At 60.3% G+C, this 14,527-nt stretch carries 13 protein-coding genes, 1 tRNA gene and 1 pseudogene; 6 read left to right on the top strand and 9 right to left on the bottom strand.

Features of this window, described 5'->3' with window-relative positions; all coding sequences use genetic code 11:
* Window positions 1-4: 4 nt before the first annotated feature.
* Window positions 5-385, bottom strand: a complete 381-nt coding sequence (locus tag ACRESH_RS09850; RefSeq protein ID WP_431741811.1) for an AprI/Inh family metalloprotease inhibitor — start codon at window positions 383-385, stop codon at window positions 5-7.
* A 61-nt stretch (window positions 386-446) separates the two neighbouring features.
* The gene (locus tag ACRESH_RS09845) at window positions 447-1,910 is read right to left on the bottom strand and encodes a serralysin family metalloprotease (protein ID WP_431741810.1); all 1,464 of its coding nucleotides are present in this window, start codon (window positions 1,908-1,910) and stop codon (window positions 447-449) included.
* Between the two features lie 468 nt (window positions 1,911-2,378).
* Here ACRESH_RS09845 and ACRESH_RS09840 point away from each other — a divergent pair, with 468 nt between their 5' ends.
* On the top strand, window positions 2,379-2,759 hold the full coding sequence (locus tag ACRESH_RS09840; protein ID WP_431741809.1) for a hypothetical protein: 381 nt from the start codon (window positions 2,379-2,381) through the stop codon (window positions 2,757-2,759).
* A gap of 203 nt (window positions 2,760-2,962) precedes the next feature.
* Window positions 2,963-5,092, top strand: coding sequence for a TonB-dependent siderophore receptor (locus ACRESH_RS09835; RefSeq protein WP_431741808.1), 2,130 nt, complete (start codon window positions 2,963-2,965; stop codon window positions 5,090-5,092).
* Window positions 5,093-5,214: 122 nt separating this feature from the next.
* Here the strand turns inward: ACRESH_RS09835 and ACRESH_RS09830 are convergent.
* Window positions 5,215-5,304 (bottom strand) — tRNA-Ser (locus tag ACRESH_RS09830).
* 290 nt (window positions 5,305-5,594) lie between these two features.
* Here ACRESH_RS09830 and ACRESH_RS09825 point away from each other — a divergent pair.
* The 3 genes from ACRESH_RS09825 (at window position 5,595) to ACRESH_RS09815 (ending at window position 8,165) form a co-directional block, all read left to right on the top strand.
* Complete coding sequence (locus ACRESH_RS09825; RefSeq protein WP_431741807.1) at window positions 5,595-6,284, top strand: crotonase/enoyl-CoA hydratase family protein; 690 nt, start codon at window positions 5,595-5,597, stop codon at window positions 6,282-6,284.
* A 121-nt stretch (window positions 6,285-6,405) separates the two neighbouring features.
* A complete protein-coding gene (locus ACRESH_RS09820; protein WP_431741806.1) occupies window positions 6,406-7,128 on the top strand; it encodes a lysophospholipid acyltransferase family protein in 723 nt (240 codons plus the stop codon).
* A gap of 65 nt (window positions 7,129-7,193) precedes the next feature.
* Window positions 7,194-8,165 carry a magnesium and cobalt transport protein CorA gene (locus ACRESH_RS09815; protein ID WP_431741805.1) on the top strand — a complete coding sequence of 324 codons (972 nt, stop codon included), beginning with the start codon at window positions 7,194-7,196 and terminating at the stop codon, window positions 8,163-8,165.
* Here ACRESH_RS09815 and ACRESH_RS09810 read toward each other — a convergent pair.
* On the bottom strand, window positions 8,143-8,880 hold the full coding sequence (locus ACRESH_RS09810; RefSeq protein ID WP_431741804.1) for an amidotransferase: 738 nt from the start codon (window positions 8,878-8,880) through the stop codon (window positions 8,143-8,145). The two genes, ACRESH_RS09815 and ACRESH_RS09810, sit on opposite strands and share 23 nt — an antisense overlap.
* A 527-nt stretch (window positions 8,881-9,407) precedes the next feature.
* Between ACRESH_RS09810 and ACRESH_RS09805 the strand changes: the two are divergent.
* A pseudogene (locus ACRESH_RS09805) lies at window positions 9,408-10,210 on the top strand (c-type cytochrome).
* Window position 10,211: 1 nt separating this feature from the next.
* Here the strand turns inward: ACRESH_RS09805 and ACRESH_RS09800 are convergent.
* The 5 genes from ACRESH_RS09800 to ACRESH_RS09780 all read right to left on the bottom strand — a co-directional run bounded on the left by ACRESH_RS09800 (window position 10,212) and on the right by ACRESH_RS09780 (window position 14,288).
* The gene (locus ACRESH_RS09800) at window positions 10,212-11,009 is read right to left on the bottom strand and encodes a transglutaminase family protein (protein WP_431741803.1); all 798 of its coding nucleotides are present in this window, start codon (window positions 11,007-11,009) and stop codon (window positions 10,212-10,214) included.
* Window positions 11,006-11,956 (bottom strand): alpha-E domain-containing protein, encoded by a 951-nt coding sequence (locus tag ACRESH_RS09795; protein ID WP_431741802.1) that lies wholly within the window; start codon window positions 11,954-11,956, stop codon window positions 11,006-11,008. Before ACRESH_RS09795 ends, ACRESH_RS09800 begins: the two co-directional genes overlap by 4 nt.
* Window positions 11,957-11,959: 3 nt before the next feature.
* Window positions 11,960-13,369, bottom strand: coding sequence for a circularly permuted type 2 ATP-grasp protein (locus tag ACRESH_RS09790; RefSeq protein WP_431741801.1), 1,410 nt, complete (start codon window positions 13,367-13,369; stop codon window positions 11,960-11,962).
* A gap of 164 nt (window positions 13,370-13,533) precedes the next feature.
* Window positions 13,534-13,866, bottom strand: a complete 333-nt coding sequence (locus ACRESH_RS09785) for a ribonuclease E inhibitor RraB (RefSeq protein ID WP_431741800.1) — start codon at window positions 13,864-13,866, stop codon at window positions 13,534-13,536.
* A 185-nt stretch (window positions 13,867-14,051) separates the two neighbouring features.
* Window positions 14,052-14,288: a hypothetical protein gene (locus ACRESH_RS09780; protein ID WP_431741799.1), complete on the bottom strand. Its 237-nt coding sequence runs from the start codon at window positions 14,286-14,288 to the stop codon at window positions 14,052-14,054.
* Window positions 14,289-14,527 lie beyond the last annotated feature (239 nt).

Genomic DNA, 14,527 nt, shown 5'->3' with positions numbered 1-14,527 from the left:
AGGCTTATTCATTATTCTTACGCTCCAGCAAAAGTGTTTTTCCAGCGGGCGTTGTCCATTTGTACAGGTTGGGCTTGTAACGATTGAAGTGCACCACCGCGCTGCCGTCGCCGCCCATCAGAGCAAGGGTATCGGGGGTCACCAGCCAGCCACTGGCTGGCTGGCCAATCAATTGCTGCAGGCATTGAAGATCGCCCTCCAGGAGGGTTTCCGGAGCACGCAACTGCAGCTGGCACGCCGCGGCCTTTTCATTTTCAGCATAAAGCTCCCAGTCTCCGGCCAATTGCGCGGGATTGGGCAGTAGCAGGCTGCTCGCCATACCGACCTCTGTCATCAACATCATTGATAGCGCGCCGAGCGCGACCCTAGGTTTGCGTACCATCATCTGCCTGCCTTGCTCAGAGACAAAGAGCAGCGCCGAAGCGCTGCTCCCCGGGGGTTGGCAATCAGACCACGATATCCGTGGCGACGGCCTGACCGACGGTGGTCACCAGAAAATCAGACAGGCTGTTACCGGTGAAGTCGATGGACAGGCTGCCCAGATTGCTTGCCTGGTCGAAGCTCAGTACCGCCTCGCCAGCATGCCCAGTGAAGGCATCGACGAACTGCAGCGGCAGCTTATTAACAGCAAAGGCGGAGATCGCCGACAGGTCGATCTTGTCCTGGCCGCTGGCAAAATCCATGATCCGGTCAGGCGCACTCGGAGCCGAATCGCTGCTGGCAGCGAAGACGAAGGTGTCAGAACCGGCACCGCCCCAGAGTGTGTCGCCGCCACCGGCGCCGTAGATGATGTCGTTGCCGCCACCACCCTTGAGCGCGTTGGCCACCGCGTTGCCGATCAGCAGGTCGTTACCCGAACCGCCGATGGCATTCTCCACGGTGACACCTTTGGCAATAGAAATATTGCCGACCATGCCGCCGACGTCGGAGAACGATGCTTCATTGAGGTTGATCTTCTGGTTTTGAGTAAAACCGGAGAAGTCCAGGGTGTCGTTGCCACCCCCGTCCCACACGGCGAAAACGACCTTCGACGAAGCCGAGATGGCCGAGTAGAAATCGCGATCGGCGGTAGCGTTGAAGCCGTACACTGTATCAGTGGAGCGGGTGGCGTAGTTGGCGCCGTAGAGCTTCTGGATGGCGGCAATGTCGTCCATCAGCGGTGCCGAAGCGTAAACCTGCACGCCGCCCTTGGTGAAGTTCTGGCTGGTGTTGCTCTCGCTCCAGTAGCTCATGACGCTGTAGCCACGGGTGTCCTGGCCGTAGGAGGCATCGGCGTAGGTCGGGTAGCCTTCCCCGGCGTTGTAGTCGCCCGGGTGAGACAGGCCCAGCACATGGCCGATCTCATGAGTCAGCGTCTGACGGCCGTAGTTGCCGTTTTCCGGATTGACGTTGGCCTGGTACTGGTTGTTGATCAGATACCAGGATTCGCCTTTGTGCGAACCGGGACTGTAGAACGGCAGGTAGGCAAACGCCGCGCCACCGGTACTGCCATCACTGTAGTTGCCGAAGGTCATGTGACCGTCGCCACCTGAGGCCGCTTCCTTGAAGGTCACTTTCGCCACATCTGCCCAGGACTCCATGGACAGCTTGGCCTGTGCCTTCTGCTGAGCCGAGAAGGCGCTGAACGCACCCAGGCCCTGACCGTAGAAATCGGACGGGGCCTTGGTCAGAAAGGTATAGGTCAGGTTGATGGTGCCGTCCTTGTTCAGGTCTCTCCACGCCGCGCCATCGCGCAGCAATTGGGTAGCAGCCTGATCGACCGAGAACGATGGTTTGCCATTGACTGTCGCATTGCCGCCGCGATCATACTGATGGCCGAAGCTATTGATCAGACCGAAAGCCGTACTTGCACCCTGAGGTTGCAATACAGAACCGGCAGAAACAATAGCGCTTTCTTTGACTTTCGACATACAGACACTTCCTTGTTTACAAAAAAGCAGTTGTTGTCCAACAGGACGCTCCCGCGGCGAGATCGTCCTATCACTCGCCTTTATGAGGCGGGGAAAAACTGACACACTCGGAAATGAACTGTCCAGCTTTTTTTGACGCCAATTTTCAATATTGTTACTTAGCTAACGGCCGTTGCGTGAAGAACCCAGATTTCACTGGCCTGCATCAATTTGCGCAAATAACGATATATCGAACGCAACAAAAACTGTGACATTAGACGAAAATTGACTGACCGGTTTTAGTTGTAGACTCGAACTTTTATTATAAGAACGCGACAGCCCGCTTTATCCCTTTCGACCTGATCCGCAAGGAAAATACTTATCTGTAACAACTCGCCGACCGACCCTCCGTCGCCTGCCGATTGACTTGTGGCGGCCCCAGGCGCTGAGTAGGGATTGCTCAACAGCCCCTTCTATCTGGATGCCACTATGACAAGGCTCACGGTTCAGTCCGGCGATTTCTTGCAAGGTGAAGGCGAGTACCGCAATGGATCGCTCACACTCAAGACCTGCCGCAGCCCTTCTATCGGGGAAAAAATCGCCCTTACCCGCATCAGTGAACTGATCGTCGCCAATCAGGAGTCCAGTCGCAGCCTGGGTAGTGCCCTGGGTTGGGGCATGGCCGGTGCCTTGGTGGCGGGGCCGGTCGGCTTGATTGCTGGCCTATGGCTGGGTGGCAAGGAGGAAGAAATCACCTTCCTGGCCACCTTCAAGGATGGCCGCAAGCTGATGGCGATCACTGACAGCAAGACCTGGTCGAAGCTCAACGGTCACTGGCGCCGCCATTCGTTGCCAGCCGCCAACCGCTGAATCCGGCGGCGGCTCGTTCGTTCAATCTCCAAGCGCTGGAAACAGGGGCACCGTGATCCGGTCGCCCCTGCTAAGATGCGCGCCCGCCTGCCTGGCGCAATGCCGGCAGGCCTGTTCCCTCTTCAATGCATCGGCCTCACGCCCCCCGGACAGCGACGATACATAACGGCGCGTCTGTTGCACGCCTTCAAGGAGCTTTCTGCATGACCCTGCCCCGCCCTCGCCTGCCTTTGAGCCTGCTCAGCCTGAGCCTGGCGCTGCCGGCCTCGCACAGCCTGGCCCAGGACAGCATCACCCTGGCTCCGGTCAAGGTCTCCGAGTCCTACAGCGAGGGTTACCAGGTTCAGGAAGCGTCGGTGGCAGGCTTCGCACCCGCCCCGCTACTGGACACCCCGGCATCGGTGGCGGTCTTCAGTGAGCAACTGCTGGCGGATCGACAGGTGCGAAAGCTCAGCGAAGTGCTGCAAAGCGACGCATCAGTGGGCGAAAGCTATGCGCCGATCGGTTACTACGAAAACTTCAACGTGCGCGGCTTCGAGCTCAATGCCGCCAGCAGCTACAAGATCAACGGCCAGACCATCGCCGGCGAACAGAACGTGGCGCTGGAAAACAAGCAGCAGGTCGAACTGCTCAAGGGCTTGTCCGGCTTACAGAGTGGCGTTGCCGAACCCGGCGGGCTGATCAACTACGTGACCAAACGTGCAGCGGATGTGCGTTCGGTGACGGTGTCGAGCAACGAGCAGGGTGAGCGCTACATCGCCACCGACCTCGGGGGCTGGTTCGGCAGTGAGCGCCAGTTTGGTTTGCGCGCCAACCTGGCCCATGAAGACATCCGTTCCTATGTTGAGCATGCCGACGGCAAGCGCGATTTCGCCGCTCTGGCCTTCGACTGGCAGATCAACCCCGATGCGGTGCTGCAACTGGATGCTGAGTACCAGCAGCGCGAACAGCGCTCGGTGCCAGGTTATCAACTGCTGGGCGGTACCAGCCTGCCCCACGCTATCGCCCCACACGACCGCCTGGCCTACCAGCAATGGGCTAATCCGGTCACCCTCGACTCACTGAACCTGGGCGGGCGCTTCGAATACCGCTTGAGCGACAACTGGACCGGCACCGTCAGTGCCTCGCGCAGCAAGGTGGTGATCGACGACTACAGCTCATTTGCCTGGGGCTCGAGCGAAGGCGCCTATTTCAGCGGCGCAGGCGATTATGACATCTATGACTACCGCAGCCCCGACGATACCCGCCGCACCGACGAAGCGCAGGCGGCGCTCAATGGTCGCTTCGATGCCATGGGCCTGGACCACGAGCTGACGGTCGGCGCCAGTGCCCAGCGCCGCACGCAGGACCTGCGCCCCTATTTCAACGAATGGATCGGCAGTGGCAATATTTACCAGCAGACGCCGGTACTGCCACCGTCCGACAAAACCATTGGCCCCAGCACCCGCCGCCTGGACAGCCGCCAGTACGGCCTGTTTGCCAGTGATCGGATCAGCTTCAACGAACAATGGCAGACCGTCCTTGGTGCACGCCTGGTGCGCCTGGACGAGAAGACCTTCGACGAAGAGGGCAACCCTGGCCGCCATACCCGCGACTATCAGCTGCTGCCCAACGCCGCACTGATCTACAAGCCGCGCCCGGACGTCTCCCTGTACACCAGCTACAGCAAGGGGATCTCATCCGGTGGCACTGCGCCCTGGTTCGCCAGCAACAGCGCCGAAATCCTCGCCCCCACGCTGTCGCAGCAACTGGAAGTCGGCATCAAGCGCGACTGGCAGCGCCTGAGCCTGAGCGCGGCGTTGTTCCAGCTGCGTCAGGCCTATCAATATTCGCGGCCGGACGGCGCGGGCCATTTCACCTACGTGCAGCAAGGCCAGCAGAAGAACATCGGCCTGGAACTGGGCGCCAGCGGCTGGTTGACCTCACGCCTGCAGATCAATGCCAGCGCCGCGGCCATCCGTGCCCGGGTGAAGAACAGCGGGACCGCCGACTTCGAAGATCACCAGGCGCTCAACGTGCCGAACCTGCGCGCTGCAGTGCAGGCAGACTATAGCCTGCCGATTGCCGGCCTGGCATTGCTCGGCGGGGCACGCTACAGCACCAGCAAGTACGCCAACCAGGCGGGTACGGTGGAGGTTGGCAGCTATGCCGTGTTCGATCTGGGCAGTCGTTACAGCACAAAGATAGGCGGATACGACACAACCCTGCGGCTGATGGTCGATAACGTCTTCGACAAGCGCTACTGGCGTGATGCCGGGGAGTACCTGGGGGATGGCTATCTGTTCCAGGGCGCGCCGAGGACTGCGCGGGTGTCGGCTTCTGTGAGTTTCTGAGGGCCTCATCGCGGGACAAGCCCGCCCCCACAGCGATCGCTGTGGGGCGGGCTTGTCCCGCGATGGATACCGCAAATGCAAAAAGCCCCCGGCCTTGCTCAGATCGGGGGCTTTTCTAAAAGTGGCGGTGAAGAAGGGATTCGAACCCTTGATACAGTTTCCTGTATACACACTTTCCAGGCGTGCTCCTTCAGCCACTCGGACACTTCACCGTTTCTCTTCAGGCAGTTCAGCCTGTCGAGGCGCGCTAATGTAGTCGAAACAGGTTCTGATGGCAAAGGTTTTTTTCAGAATTTTCATGCGCTTAAGCCAGTCCGCCAAAAAACGGCGGCGCACAGGGCAAAGTCGCCAATCTCTGGAGTGCTTCGGCAGTGCGCAAGCGCCTGCCCCCAACTTGCCAAGGTAAAGCGGCCAAGGGCTGACCGGCCGGTCAGTCACAGCGCTTTACCTCACTGCCAAGCCTGAGTAACGTCTGCCCCACTCTCCCTTTAGGAACCCTGTCATGAGTGAGCTGATTACCTACCACCTCGAAGACGGCATCGCGACCCTGACCCTGAACAACGGCAAGGTCAACGCCATCTCGCCCGACGTCATTGCCGCCTTCAATGCCACCCTGGATCAGGCCGTGCAGGATCGCGCAGTGGTAATCATCACCGGCCAGCCGGGTATTCTTTCCGGTGGTTATGACCTCAAGGTGATGACCGCAGGCCCGAAAGAAGCCGTCAGCCTGGTCACCGCCGGCTCCACCCTGGCCCGTCGCATGCTTTCGCACCCGTTCCCGATCATTGTCGCCTGCCCAGGCCATGCTGTGGCCAAGGGCGCGTTCCTGCTGCTGTCGGCCGACTATCGCATCGGCGTCGAAGGCCCCTTCAGCATTGGCCTGAACGAAGTGCAGATCGGTATGACCATGCACCACGCCGGTATCGAGCTGGCCCGTGACCGCCTGCGTCGCTCGGCGTTCCACCGCTCGGTGATCAATGCCGAAATGTTCGACCCGGCCAGCGCCGTGGATGCCGGCTTCCTCGACAAGGTGGTGCCGGTCGAACACCTGCAGGAAACCGCATTGGCGGCTGCGCGTCAGTTGAAGAAGATCAACATGAACGCGCATAAACACACCAAGCTCAAGGTCCGCAAGGCGCTGCTCGACACCCTCGACGACGCGATCATCCGCGACCAGGAACACCTGGGCTGACCCCTACCAAGGCCTGATTGCGTTTATTTGCGCAATCAGGCCGCTACGACCGCATTGAGCGTTTGCCCGAGCAAGTGCACACCCGTACACTGCGCCGCGTTTGCCAGATGTGAGTCGTACGATGCTTTTTCTTATACGCATGCTCTTGTTGGGGCTGCATTTTGTTCTTATCGGAATTGTCGGTGTGTTGATCGGCCTGTGCCGGCCATTCAACCCGGATAACAGCCGTATTTACGCACGCTTGTACGGTTTGCCTGCCACCTGGTTGATGCGCCTGGATGTCAAAGCCGAGGTCGGTCCGCTATTCGACCAGCCCCCTGGTTGCGTGATCATTGCCAATCACCAGTCCAACCATGACCTGTTTGTCCTCGGTCACGTGGTGCCGCCGCGTACCGTGTGCATCGGCAAAAAAAGCCTTAAATGGATACCACTGTTCGGCCAGCTGTTCTGGCTGGGCGGTAACGTACTGATTGACCGTGGTAACGCCTACCATGCTCGCCGCGCCATGCAGACCACCACGCGTACCTTGTGTGAAAACGACACGTCGATCTGGGTATTCCCCGAAGGCACGCGCAACGCCGGCGAGCAGTTGATCCCGTTCAAGAAAGGCGCCTTCCATATGGCCGTCGAGGCCGGTGTGCCGATTGTGCCCGTCTGTGTCAGCCGCTACGCCCATCGCCTGAGCCTGAACAGCTGGCGTCGAGGCAAGGTCATCATCCGCTCCTTGCCGCCGATCGCCACCAGCGGTCTGACCCAGCAGGACGTCCCGGCCCTGGCCGAGCAATGCCGGATACAAATGCAACGTTGCATCGATCTGATGGAAGTTGAATTGCTGCCGGCCTAAGTGGTTGCTCAATTCTGTGTGTCAGACCAAGCTAGTGGCACGGTAATCAGAAGAAGCGAACCACCATGGGACGAGTCGTTGCGTCGGCGGTGTACAGCGCCGGCAGAAAAGTCACCAACATCAATATCGATGAAGGCAGTCAATGGGCCAGCAAACCCGGGCATTTCGTCTGGATCGGCCTGGAAGAACCCAATGCCCAGGAGCTGGCCAACCTGCAATGCCAGTTCAACCTGCATGAACTGGCCATTGAAGATGCCCTGGAAAAACACAGCCGGCCGAAGCTGGAAACCTTCGGCGACGCGCTGTTCATCGTCACTTACTCGCCAGTGCGCCATGAAGGCAAACTGGAGTTCATCGAAACCCACATCTTTGCCGGTAAAGGCTACATCATCACCTGCCGCAATGGCCACTCCAAGTCCTACGCCCTGGTCCGCCAGCGTTGCGAAGCGCGTCCGTTGCTGCTGGAACATGGCGAGGATTTCGTGCTCTACGCCCTGCTCGACTTCGTTACCGAGAACTACCAACCGGTCAGCGAAGCCATCCACGGCGAGATCGAAGAGCTGGAACAAAGTGTACTCAGCCGCTCGCTCCGGGATGAAGACGTCCACCGCCTGCACAGCTTGCGCCGCGACATCCTGCGCCTGCGCCGCTACGTGGCGCCGATGGTCGAGATCAGCGAAGAGCTGCAGCGCCTGACCTTCCCCTTTATCGACAAGAACATGCGCCCGTACTTTCGTGATGTGCAGATTCATGTGACCCGGCAGATGGAAGACCTGGCCGGGATCCGCGACATCGCCAGCCAGACCATCGAGATCGGCATGCTGCTGGAGTCATCACGCCAGAGCATCGTGCAGCGCAAGTTCGCCGCCTGGGCGGCGATCCTGGCGTTTCCCACCGCGCTGGCGGGTATTTACGGGATGAACTTCGAGAACATGCCGGAACTGACCTGGCACTACGGTTACTTCGTGGTGTTGGGCACAATCGTCGGCGGGTGCACGGCGCTGTTTGCCAGTTTCAAGCGCTCAGGCTGGCTTTAGCGATTTGCTGCTGCGCGACAAAGCGCAGCATCCACTCGCCGACCATGCCGCCTTGGTGCTCTTCGACCAGGCTGGCCACGGCTTTCTGGTAGACCTCCTGGCCCAGGCTGTGCTGACGCAGGTCCAGCAGCGCACGAGAGTAGTCGTGGACGAACTCTGGATGACCCTGGAAGCACAGCACCTGATCGGCGATGTGGTAGGCGGCATAAGGGCAGAAATCGCTGGAAGCGATCACCGTGGCGTTTGCCGGCAACTCGGTGACCTGGTCCTGGTGGCTGATCAACAGGGTCAGTTCGGAGACTGTCGGGTCCATCCAGGGGGCCTTGGCGGCCAGTTGGTAGCGATGCACACCCACGCCCCAGCCCTGGGACGCACGTCCGGTCTTGCCGCCCAGCACCAAGGCCAGTACCTGATGGCCGAAACATACGCCCAATAGCTTGTCGCCGCGCTGGTAGCGCTCGAGCAAATAGCCCTTGAGGGTCTCGATCCACGGATCAGCCCCGAAGGAGTCGGCTTTGCTGCCAGTCACCAGGTAAGCGTCGAACACTTGGTCATCGGCGGGATAGTCGCCCTTCATCACGTTGTACACGTCAAACTCGGCGGCGATCGGTTGACTGGCGAACAGCTGCTCGAACATCCGTCCGTAGCCCTGATACTGCCCGATCAGCTCGGGTCGCAGGACGTCGGTTTCCAGGATGCAGATGCGTAGCGACATAAAAATAGTCCTGAACGACAAAGGCGGGATTGCCCCCTAGAGCCTGCCCCGAATAAGGCTTGCAAGCAAGTATGATGTACTGACGAACGGTCAGCGCAAGTGGATCCAGGTACAGGAGCAACGCAAGCGTCTAGCAGGGGGAAAAGTTGCTAGATAGCACAAGGCCTCATAGCTAAAAAACACATTATTTAATATTGAAATACTAAAGCGTTCTAAAACACAGGTGACGCTGACTCTAAGGTTAGTTGTATACCCATTAGCAAAGGTTCGCGTCTGGACGTCAAACCGCGTTACCCATGTTTGCCGGATCGACGACAAGGAAGCCACTGGGCACTCAGGAATAACAACAAAAAGGCGGTCAGCCATGTTCAAACAACCCAAAGTACGTCAAGCCGGGCTCATTCTCTTCGCCACCACATTGCTGTTGATCTTGCCGAACCTGTCACGTCTGTTCGGCTGAACCTCACTATGGCCCACTACGGCCCTGCGCAGGTACGCTGCCAGCCCTGACCTGCTGGAGATTGCCTATGCGCCATTGCCTCGTCCTGTTGTTGATCCTGCTCTGCCTGCCCCTGCAGGCGGCGCAGCTGACCCTGGAGCTGGGAAATGGCAGCCGGCACTGGCAAAGCGCTGAACTGCTCGCCCATCCCAAGGCGCGGGATATCCAGATCGACAACGACGTCTCCTACAAGAGAACCATGCACTACCGCGCCGTGCCGCTGGCGGTGTTGCTCGACGGCGTCGCACCAGAAGATCACCTGCAAGCCGTGGCCGATGATGGCTTTGCCGCCGAGATGCCGGCCGCCCCATTGCTCAAGGACGGTCCGGCACGGGCTTGGCTGGCCGTCGAAGATCCGGCCAAGCCCTGGCCCCCGCTGGGCGCTGGCAAACCCAGTGCCGGTCCGTTTTACCTGGTATGGACTGAGCCACAAGCCGGACACATCAGCCCGGAACAGTGGCCCTTCCAGGTCGCCAGCATTCGCCGCCTGGCACCGGTCGCCGCGCGCTTCCCAGCCCTGCTCCCGGCTGCGCAGCTGGCCAGTGACGACCCGGTCAGCCTGGGCCTGGCCCTGTTCCAAAAAACTGCCTGGCCTGCCACCGCCTCAATGGCGCTGGCGACGCGCAGTTCGGCCCGGACCTGAACCTGCCGCACAACCCCACCGAGTACTTCCAGCCGGCGTTCCTGCGCAGCTACATTCGTGACCCACAGAGCTTGCGCCAATGGCCTCAGGCAAAAATGCCCGGTTTCAGTAATGCCGTGCTCAGCGAACCGGAACTCGATGCCCTGCTCGCTTACCTTGCGCACATGGCCACACGCAAACAGCCCTGACTCATTGTTGCTGAGCGCTGAAGCTCGGCGTCACCAAGACTTTGGCGTGCATCTGCTCGAAACCGCCGCCCCGGCGCATGCCCCGCACCGGGCAGGCATCAAGGTAGTCCAGGCCAACAGCAAGCTTGAGGTGACGCTCGGGCCTGGCCAACTGATTAGTCACGTCGAAGCTGTACCAGGCATCGTCCAGCCAGGCTTCGGCCCAGGCATGGCTGGCCATCTGCTGGCTTTGACTGTCGAACAAGTAGCCTGAGACATACCGCGCAGGCACCCCCAGGCTGCGTGCACACGCCAGGAAGGCATGGGTGTGGTCCTGGCAGACGCCAGCGCCGCCAGCAAACGCCTGGGCGGCGCTGGTGTCCACCGCCGTACTGCCAGGCCGGTAGGCCATGCGCTGGTTCAGGGCGTTCATCAATTCGATCAGCGCCGAACGGTCCCGCCGCTTACGGCATTGCTGACTGGCGAAGGCGCGCAAGGCTTCATCGGCCTCGGTCAGGCGGGTGAAACGCAAAAACGGCAACGGCGACTGTGCTTCGTGCTCGGCTTCACGGGTTTCGTCAATATCCACCAGCCCGCGAGCGCCGATAACCAGATCCGAATGCGGCTCCTCCAGACTCAACACATGGAGGATGTTGCCGAACGGGTCCCGTTGCGCCCGCACCGGACGTGGCAGGTCCAGCTGCCAAGCCAGTACTTGCTGGCGCTCGCTGTCATGGGGCGTGAGGCGCAAATACTGGATGCTGGCCCGTACCTGGTCTTCATAGTGGTAGGCGGTTTCATGGCTAATGGTCAGTCTCATACTGCCTCCAGGTAGGCGCTATGGATGGCGTTGCCCAACTGGCGCACCAGCGGGATGTAGTGGGTCAGCCAGGGGTGCAGGCCTTCGGCGAGGATCTCGTCGATGCCGGTGTAGCGCAGCCGCGCATCCACCTCGGCGGCCAGACGCTGGGCAGCCCGGCCGTTGCTGCCGGGCAGGCTGGCGAGAATCAGATCGATTTCCTCGGTGCAGGCGCGCAGCGAGCGCGGCACGTCAGCACGCAACAGCAACAGCTCGGCCACATGACGGGCTGCCGGCGCGTCTCGATAAATCTCGGTGTAGGCCTCGAACGAGGATAACGCGCGCAGCAAGGCACTCCACTGGTAGTAACCACGGGCCGAACTGTCGCTGACCGCCTCGGCCTCTTCGCCGAGCATTTCGTAGCGTGCATCGAGCAGGCGCAGGGTGTTGTCGGCACGTTCGATGAAGGTGCCCAGGCGGATAAAGCGAAAGGCGTCATTGCGCATGATGGTGCCGTAAGTGGCGCCGCGAAACAGGTGCGAACGCTCCTTGATCCACTCCCAGAAGCGGCTCATGCCGTAGCGGCCCAGGCCCTGCTCGGCAATACCGCGAATTTCCAGCCAGGTGGCGTTGATGTTTTCCCACATATCCGCGGTTATCCGCCCGCGCACCGCATGAGCACTGGCGCGTGCCGCGCCCAGGCAACTGTAGATACTCGCCGGGTTGTCTGGGTCCAGGGCAAAAAAGTGCAGCAGGCGCTCGGCATGCAACTGGCCATGGCGCTCCAGGTAGTCGTCCAGGGTGCCGGTGATCAGCAAGGGCATGGCCATTTCATCCAGACCATCGCCACGACCGTCCTGGGGCATCAGCGACAGCGAATAACTGACGTCGAGCATCCGCGCAAGGTTTTCCGCGCGCTCCAGATAGCGCGACATCCAGTACAAATCAGAGGCAGTTCTACTCAACATGGCTTAATCCTCGACCACCCAGGTGTCCTTGGTACCGCCGCCCTGGGACGAGTTGACCACCAGCGAACCTTCGCGCAGCGCGACCCGGGTCAGGCCACCGGGCACCACGCGGGTTTCCCGGCCGGACAGGACGAACGGACGCAGATCGATATGCCGCGGGGCAATGCCGTTTTCCACAAAGGTCGGGCAGGTCGACAACGACAGGGTCGGCTGGGCGATATACGCCGCAGGGCGCGCTTTGATCCTGGCCGCGAAGGCGTCGATTTCGGCCCGTGTCGCGGCCGGCCCGACCAGCATGCCGTAGCCACCCGAACCCTGGGTTTCCTTGACCACCAGCTCTGGCAGGTGCGCCAGCACATGAGACAGTTCTTCCGGCTTGCGGCACTGCCAGGTCGGCACGTTGTTGAGGATCGGTTCCTCGTCCAGATAGAAACGAATCATCTCGGTGACATAGGGATAGATCGATTTGTCGTCAGCCACGCCTGTGCCAATGGCATTGGCCAACACCACGTTGCCGCAGCGATAGGCCGACAACAGCCCAGGCACGCCGAGCATCGACTCGGGATTGAACGCCAAGGGATCGAGGAACGCGTCGTCCAGGCGCCGATAGATCACATCCACCGCCTTCGGCCCGTCGGTGGTGCGCATGAACACACGCTCATCGCGCACGAACAGGTCAGCCCCTTCGACCAGCTCGACACCCATTTCCCTGGCCAAAAAGGCGTGTTCGAAGAACGCGCTGTTGAACCGGCCCGGGGTCAGCACCACGACGCTGGGGTCATCCAGCGGGCTGGCGCTTTTCAGGGTGTCGAGCAGCAGGTTGGGATAGTGGTCGATCGGCGCAATGCGCTGGGCGGCGAACAGTTCGGGAAACAGCCGCATCATCATCTTGCGGTCTTCGAGCATGTAGCTGACGCCGCTGGGGGTGCGCAAGTTGTCTTCGAGCACGTAGTAGCTGCCGTCACTGTCACGCACCAGGTCGACCCCGGAGATATGCGCATAGATGTCGCGGTGCAGGTCCAAGCCCTGCATGGCCAGTTGGTACTGCTCGTTGGCCAGCACCTGTTCTGCCGGAATGATCCCGGCGCGAATGATGCGCTGACCGTGGTAGAGGTCGGCCAGGAACAAATTCAGGGCCTTGACCCGCTGGATGCAGCCGCGCTCCACCACCCGCCACTCACTGGCCGGAATGCTGCGCGGGATGGTATCGAAGGGGATCAGGCGCTCGGTGCCCTGCTCGTCGCCATAAAGGGTGAAGGTGATACCGGCGCGATGGAACAGCAGATCGGCTTCGCGCCGACGTTGCGCCAGCAGTTCCGGTGGGGTGTCGGCCAACCAGCGGGCGAACTCCCGGTAGTGCGGACGAACCTGGCCGTCTGCGCTGTACATCTCATCGTAAAAGGTGCGGATCATGCCGAACTCCTTGTCACCCGTGCACCTGAGCCATCGCAAGCCCCGTGCCAGCGGCATAATTCCTTGGATTTCAATAGGTTGTATTCTCAACAAAGAACGGTTGCACCAGATGCGTGCAACCGCCCCGGCGGCTATGTGCTCAACGCTTCATTGCGAAGCGTCGCTCAGGCCAGCGGGCGCTCCTGTTTCACGCCCCAGCCTTCGATTTCACCGCCCAAAGGAGCTATGAGCGCTTCGAAGTCCTGCTCGAATTCACCGATACCGCCGTAGGTGGCGTACATCACCTTGCTCAACTCCAGGTGCCAGGCGCCATCATCGCGTTCATGCACCTGGGCGCTGAGCGACTCCCCACGAAACTGTCCCGCTGCCCGTCGTGCCCGTGCCTCATCAGGAAAAACCGCATAGAACTCAATGGGATGAATCTGGGCAAAGTTGAAACCGCCCTCTTTCATCTGGCGCAGAACCGTGCTGCTGATGTCCTCGTATTGGCTGCTCATGAATCGTCCTCCTAACTACCGATGGATAGACTTTCAGTGCAAAACGCACCTGCCCGCCACACAAACCGTGCGGGGGCAATTCGAGCTGATGCATGACGTGGATCGGCAAGCCCGGGCAATCAAAAAGACGGCCCGACCTTGATTGCAGCGTAGCGCCAACTTGCCAAGCGCGCCAATTAGCGGGCTCAGGACGCCTCGGTAATGGCGGTGATCTCCACCCCGCTCTGCTCCTTGAGCCATTTGGCCGTGGGCGTGCTGGCGCGATCCTGAAAGTCATTGAGGTCCAGTTCGTCCATGACCGGAAACAGATGGGCACGAATCAGCCGCGCGGCCTCCTCGATGCCAGGTTCTTGCTCGGACGTGAAAGGCAGCGAGGTTCGCTCGCCGTGCTGATCAACAAAGGTAATGACCCACGCTTTCATTGGATTCTCCTCTGTACTGAGGCTCAGGCTGAATCTGCCCTACCTCCTGTTGACAGCACGGAGCGAGGGATTGTTCAGCCACGATTTCCAACGGCATGAAAAAAGAGGCCCGCAGCAGACTGTGTGAAAACACGCTGACAGGCCTTAAGCCAAACGCCCCGACTTGTTCGGGGCGTTTGTTTTTGTGCTGTAAAAGGCCTTTCAGCCCATCAGTTGCATCATTTTTCGGGCACCCAGGA

Origin of the sequence: Pseudomonas sp. (assembly GCF_050739775.1) — a bacterium.
GTDB lineage: Bacteria > Pseudomonadota > Gammaproteobacteria > Pseudomonadales > Pseudomonadaceae > Aquipseudomonas.
This window is presented reverse-complemented; position numbering and strand designations above follow the sequence as displayed.

What these genes read in the sequence shown, in the direction of transcription:
- ACRESH_RS09815 (WP_431741805.1), top strand. Translation starts at nt 7,194, where the DNA reads ATGGGACGAGTCGTTGCGTCGGCGGTGTACAGCGCCGGCAGAAAAGTC.
- ACRESH_RS09845 (WP_431741810.1), bottom strand. Translation starts at nt 1,910, where the DNA reads ATGTCGAAAGTCAAAGAAAGCGCTATTGTTTCTGCCGGTTCTGTATTG.
- ACRESH_RS09800 (WP_431741803.1), bottom strand. Translation starts at nt 11,009, where the DNA reads ATGAGACTGACCATTAGCCATGAAACCGCCTACCACTATGAAGACCAG.
- ACRESH_RS09795 (WP_431741802.1), bottom strand. Translation starts at nt 11,956, where the DNA reads ATGTTGAGTAGAACTGCCTCTGATTTGTACTGGATGTCGCGCTATCTG.
- ACRESH_RS09840 (WP_431741809.1), top strand. Translation starts at nt 2,379, where the DNA reads ATGACAAGGCTCACGGTTCAGTCCGGCGATTTCTTGCAAGGTGAAGGC.
- ACRESH_RS09780 (WP_431741799.1), bottom strand. Translation starts at nt 14,288, where the DNA reads ATGAAAGCGTGGGTCATTACCTTTGTTGATCAGCACGGCGAGCGAACC.
- ACRESH_RS09785 (WP_431741800.1), bottom strand. Translation starts at nt 13,866, where the DNA reads ATGAGCAGCCAATACGAGGACATCAGCAGCACGGTTCTGCGCCAGATG.
- ACRESH_RS09790 (WP_431741801.1), bottom strand. Translation starts at nt 13,369, where the DNA reads ATGATCCGCACCTTTTACGATGAGATGTACAGCGCAGACGGCCAGGTT.
- ACRESH_RS09820 (WP_431741806.1), top strand. Translation starts at nt 6,406, where the DNA reads ATGCTTTTTCTTATACGCATGCTCTTGTTGGGGCTGCATTTTGTTCTT.
- ACRESH_RS09810 (WP_431741804.1), bottom strand. Translation starts at nt 8,880, where the DNA reads ATGTCGCTACGCATCTGCATCCTGGAAACCGACGTCCTGCGACCCGAG.
- ACRESH_RS09835 (WP_431741808.1), top strand. Translation starts at nt 2,963, where the DNA reads ATGACCCTGCCCCGCCCTCGCCTGCCTTTGAGCCTGCTCAGCCTGAGC.
- ACRESH_RS09825 (WP_431741807.1), top strand. Translation starts at nt 5,595, where the DNA reads ATGAGTGAGCTGATTACCTACCACCTCGAAGACGGCATCGCGACCCTG.
- ACRESH_RS09850 (WP_431741811.1), bottom strand. Translation starts at nt 385, where the DNA reads ATGATGGTACGCAAACCTAGGGTCGCGCTCGGCGCGCTATCAATGATG.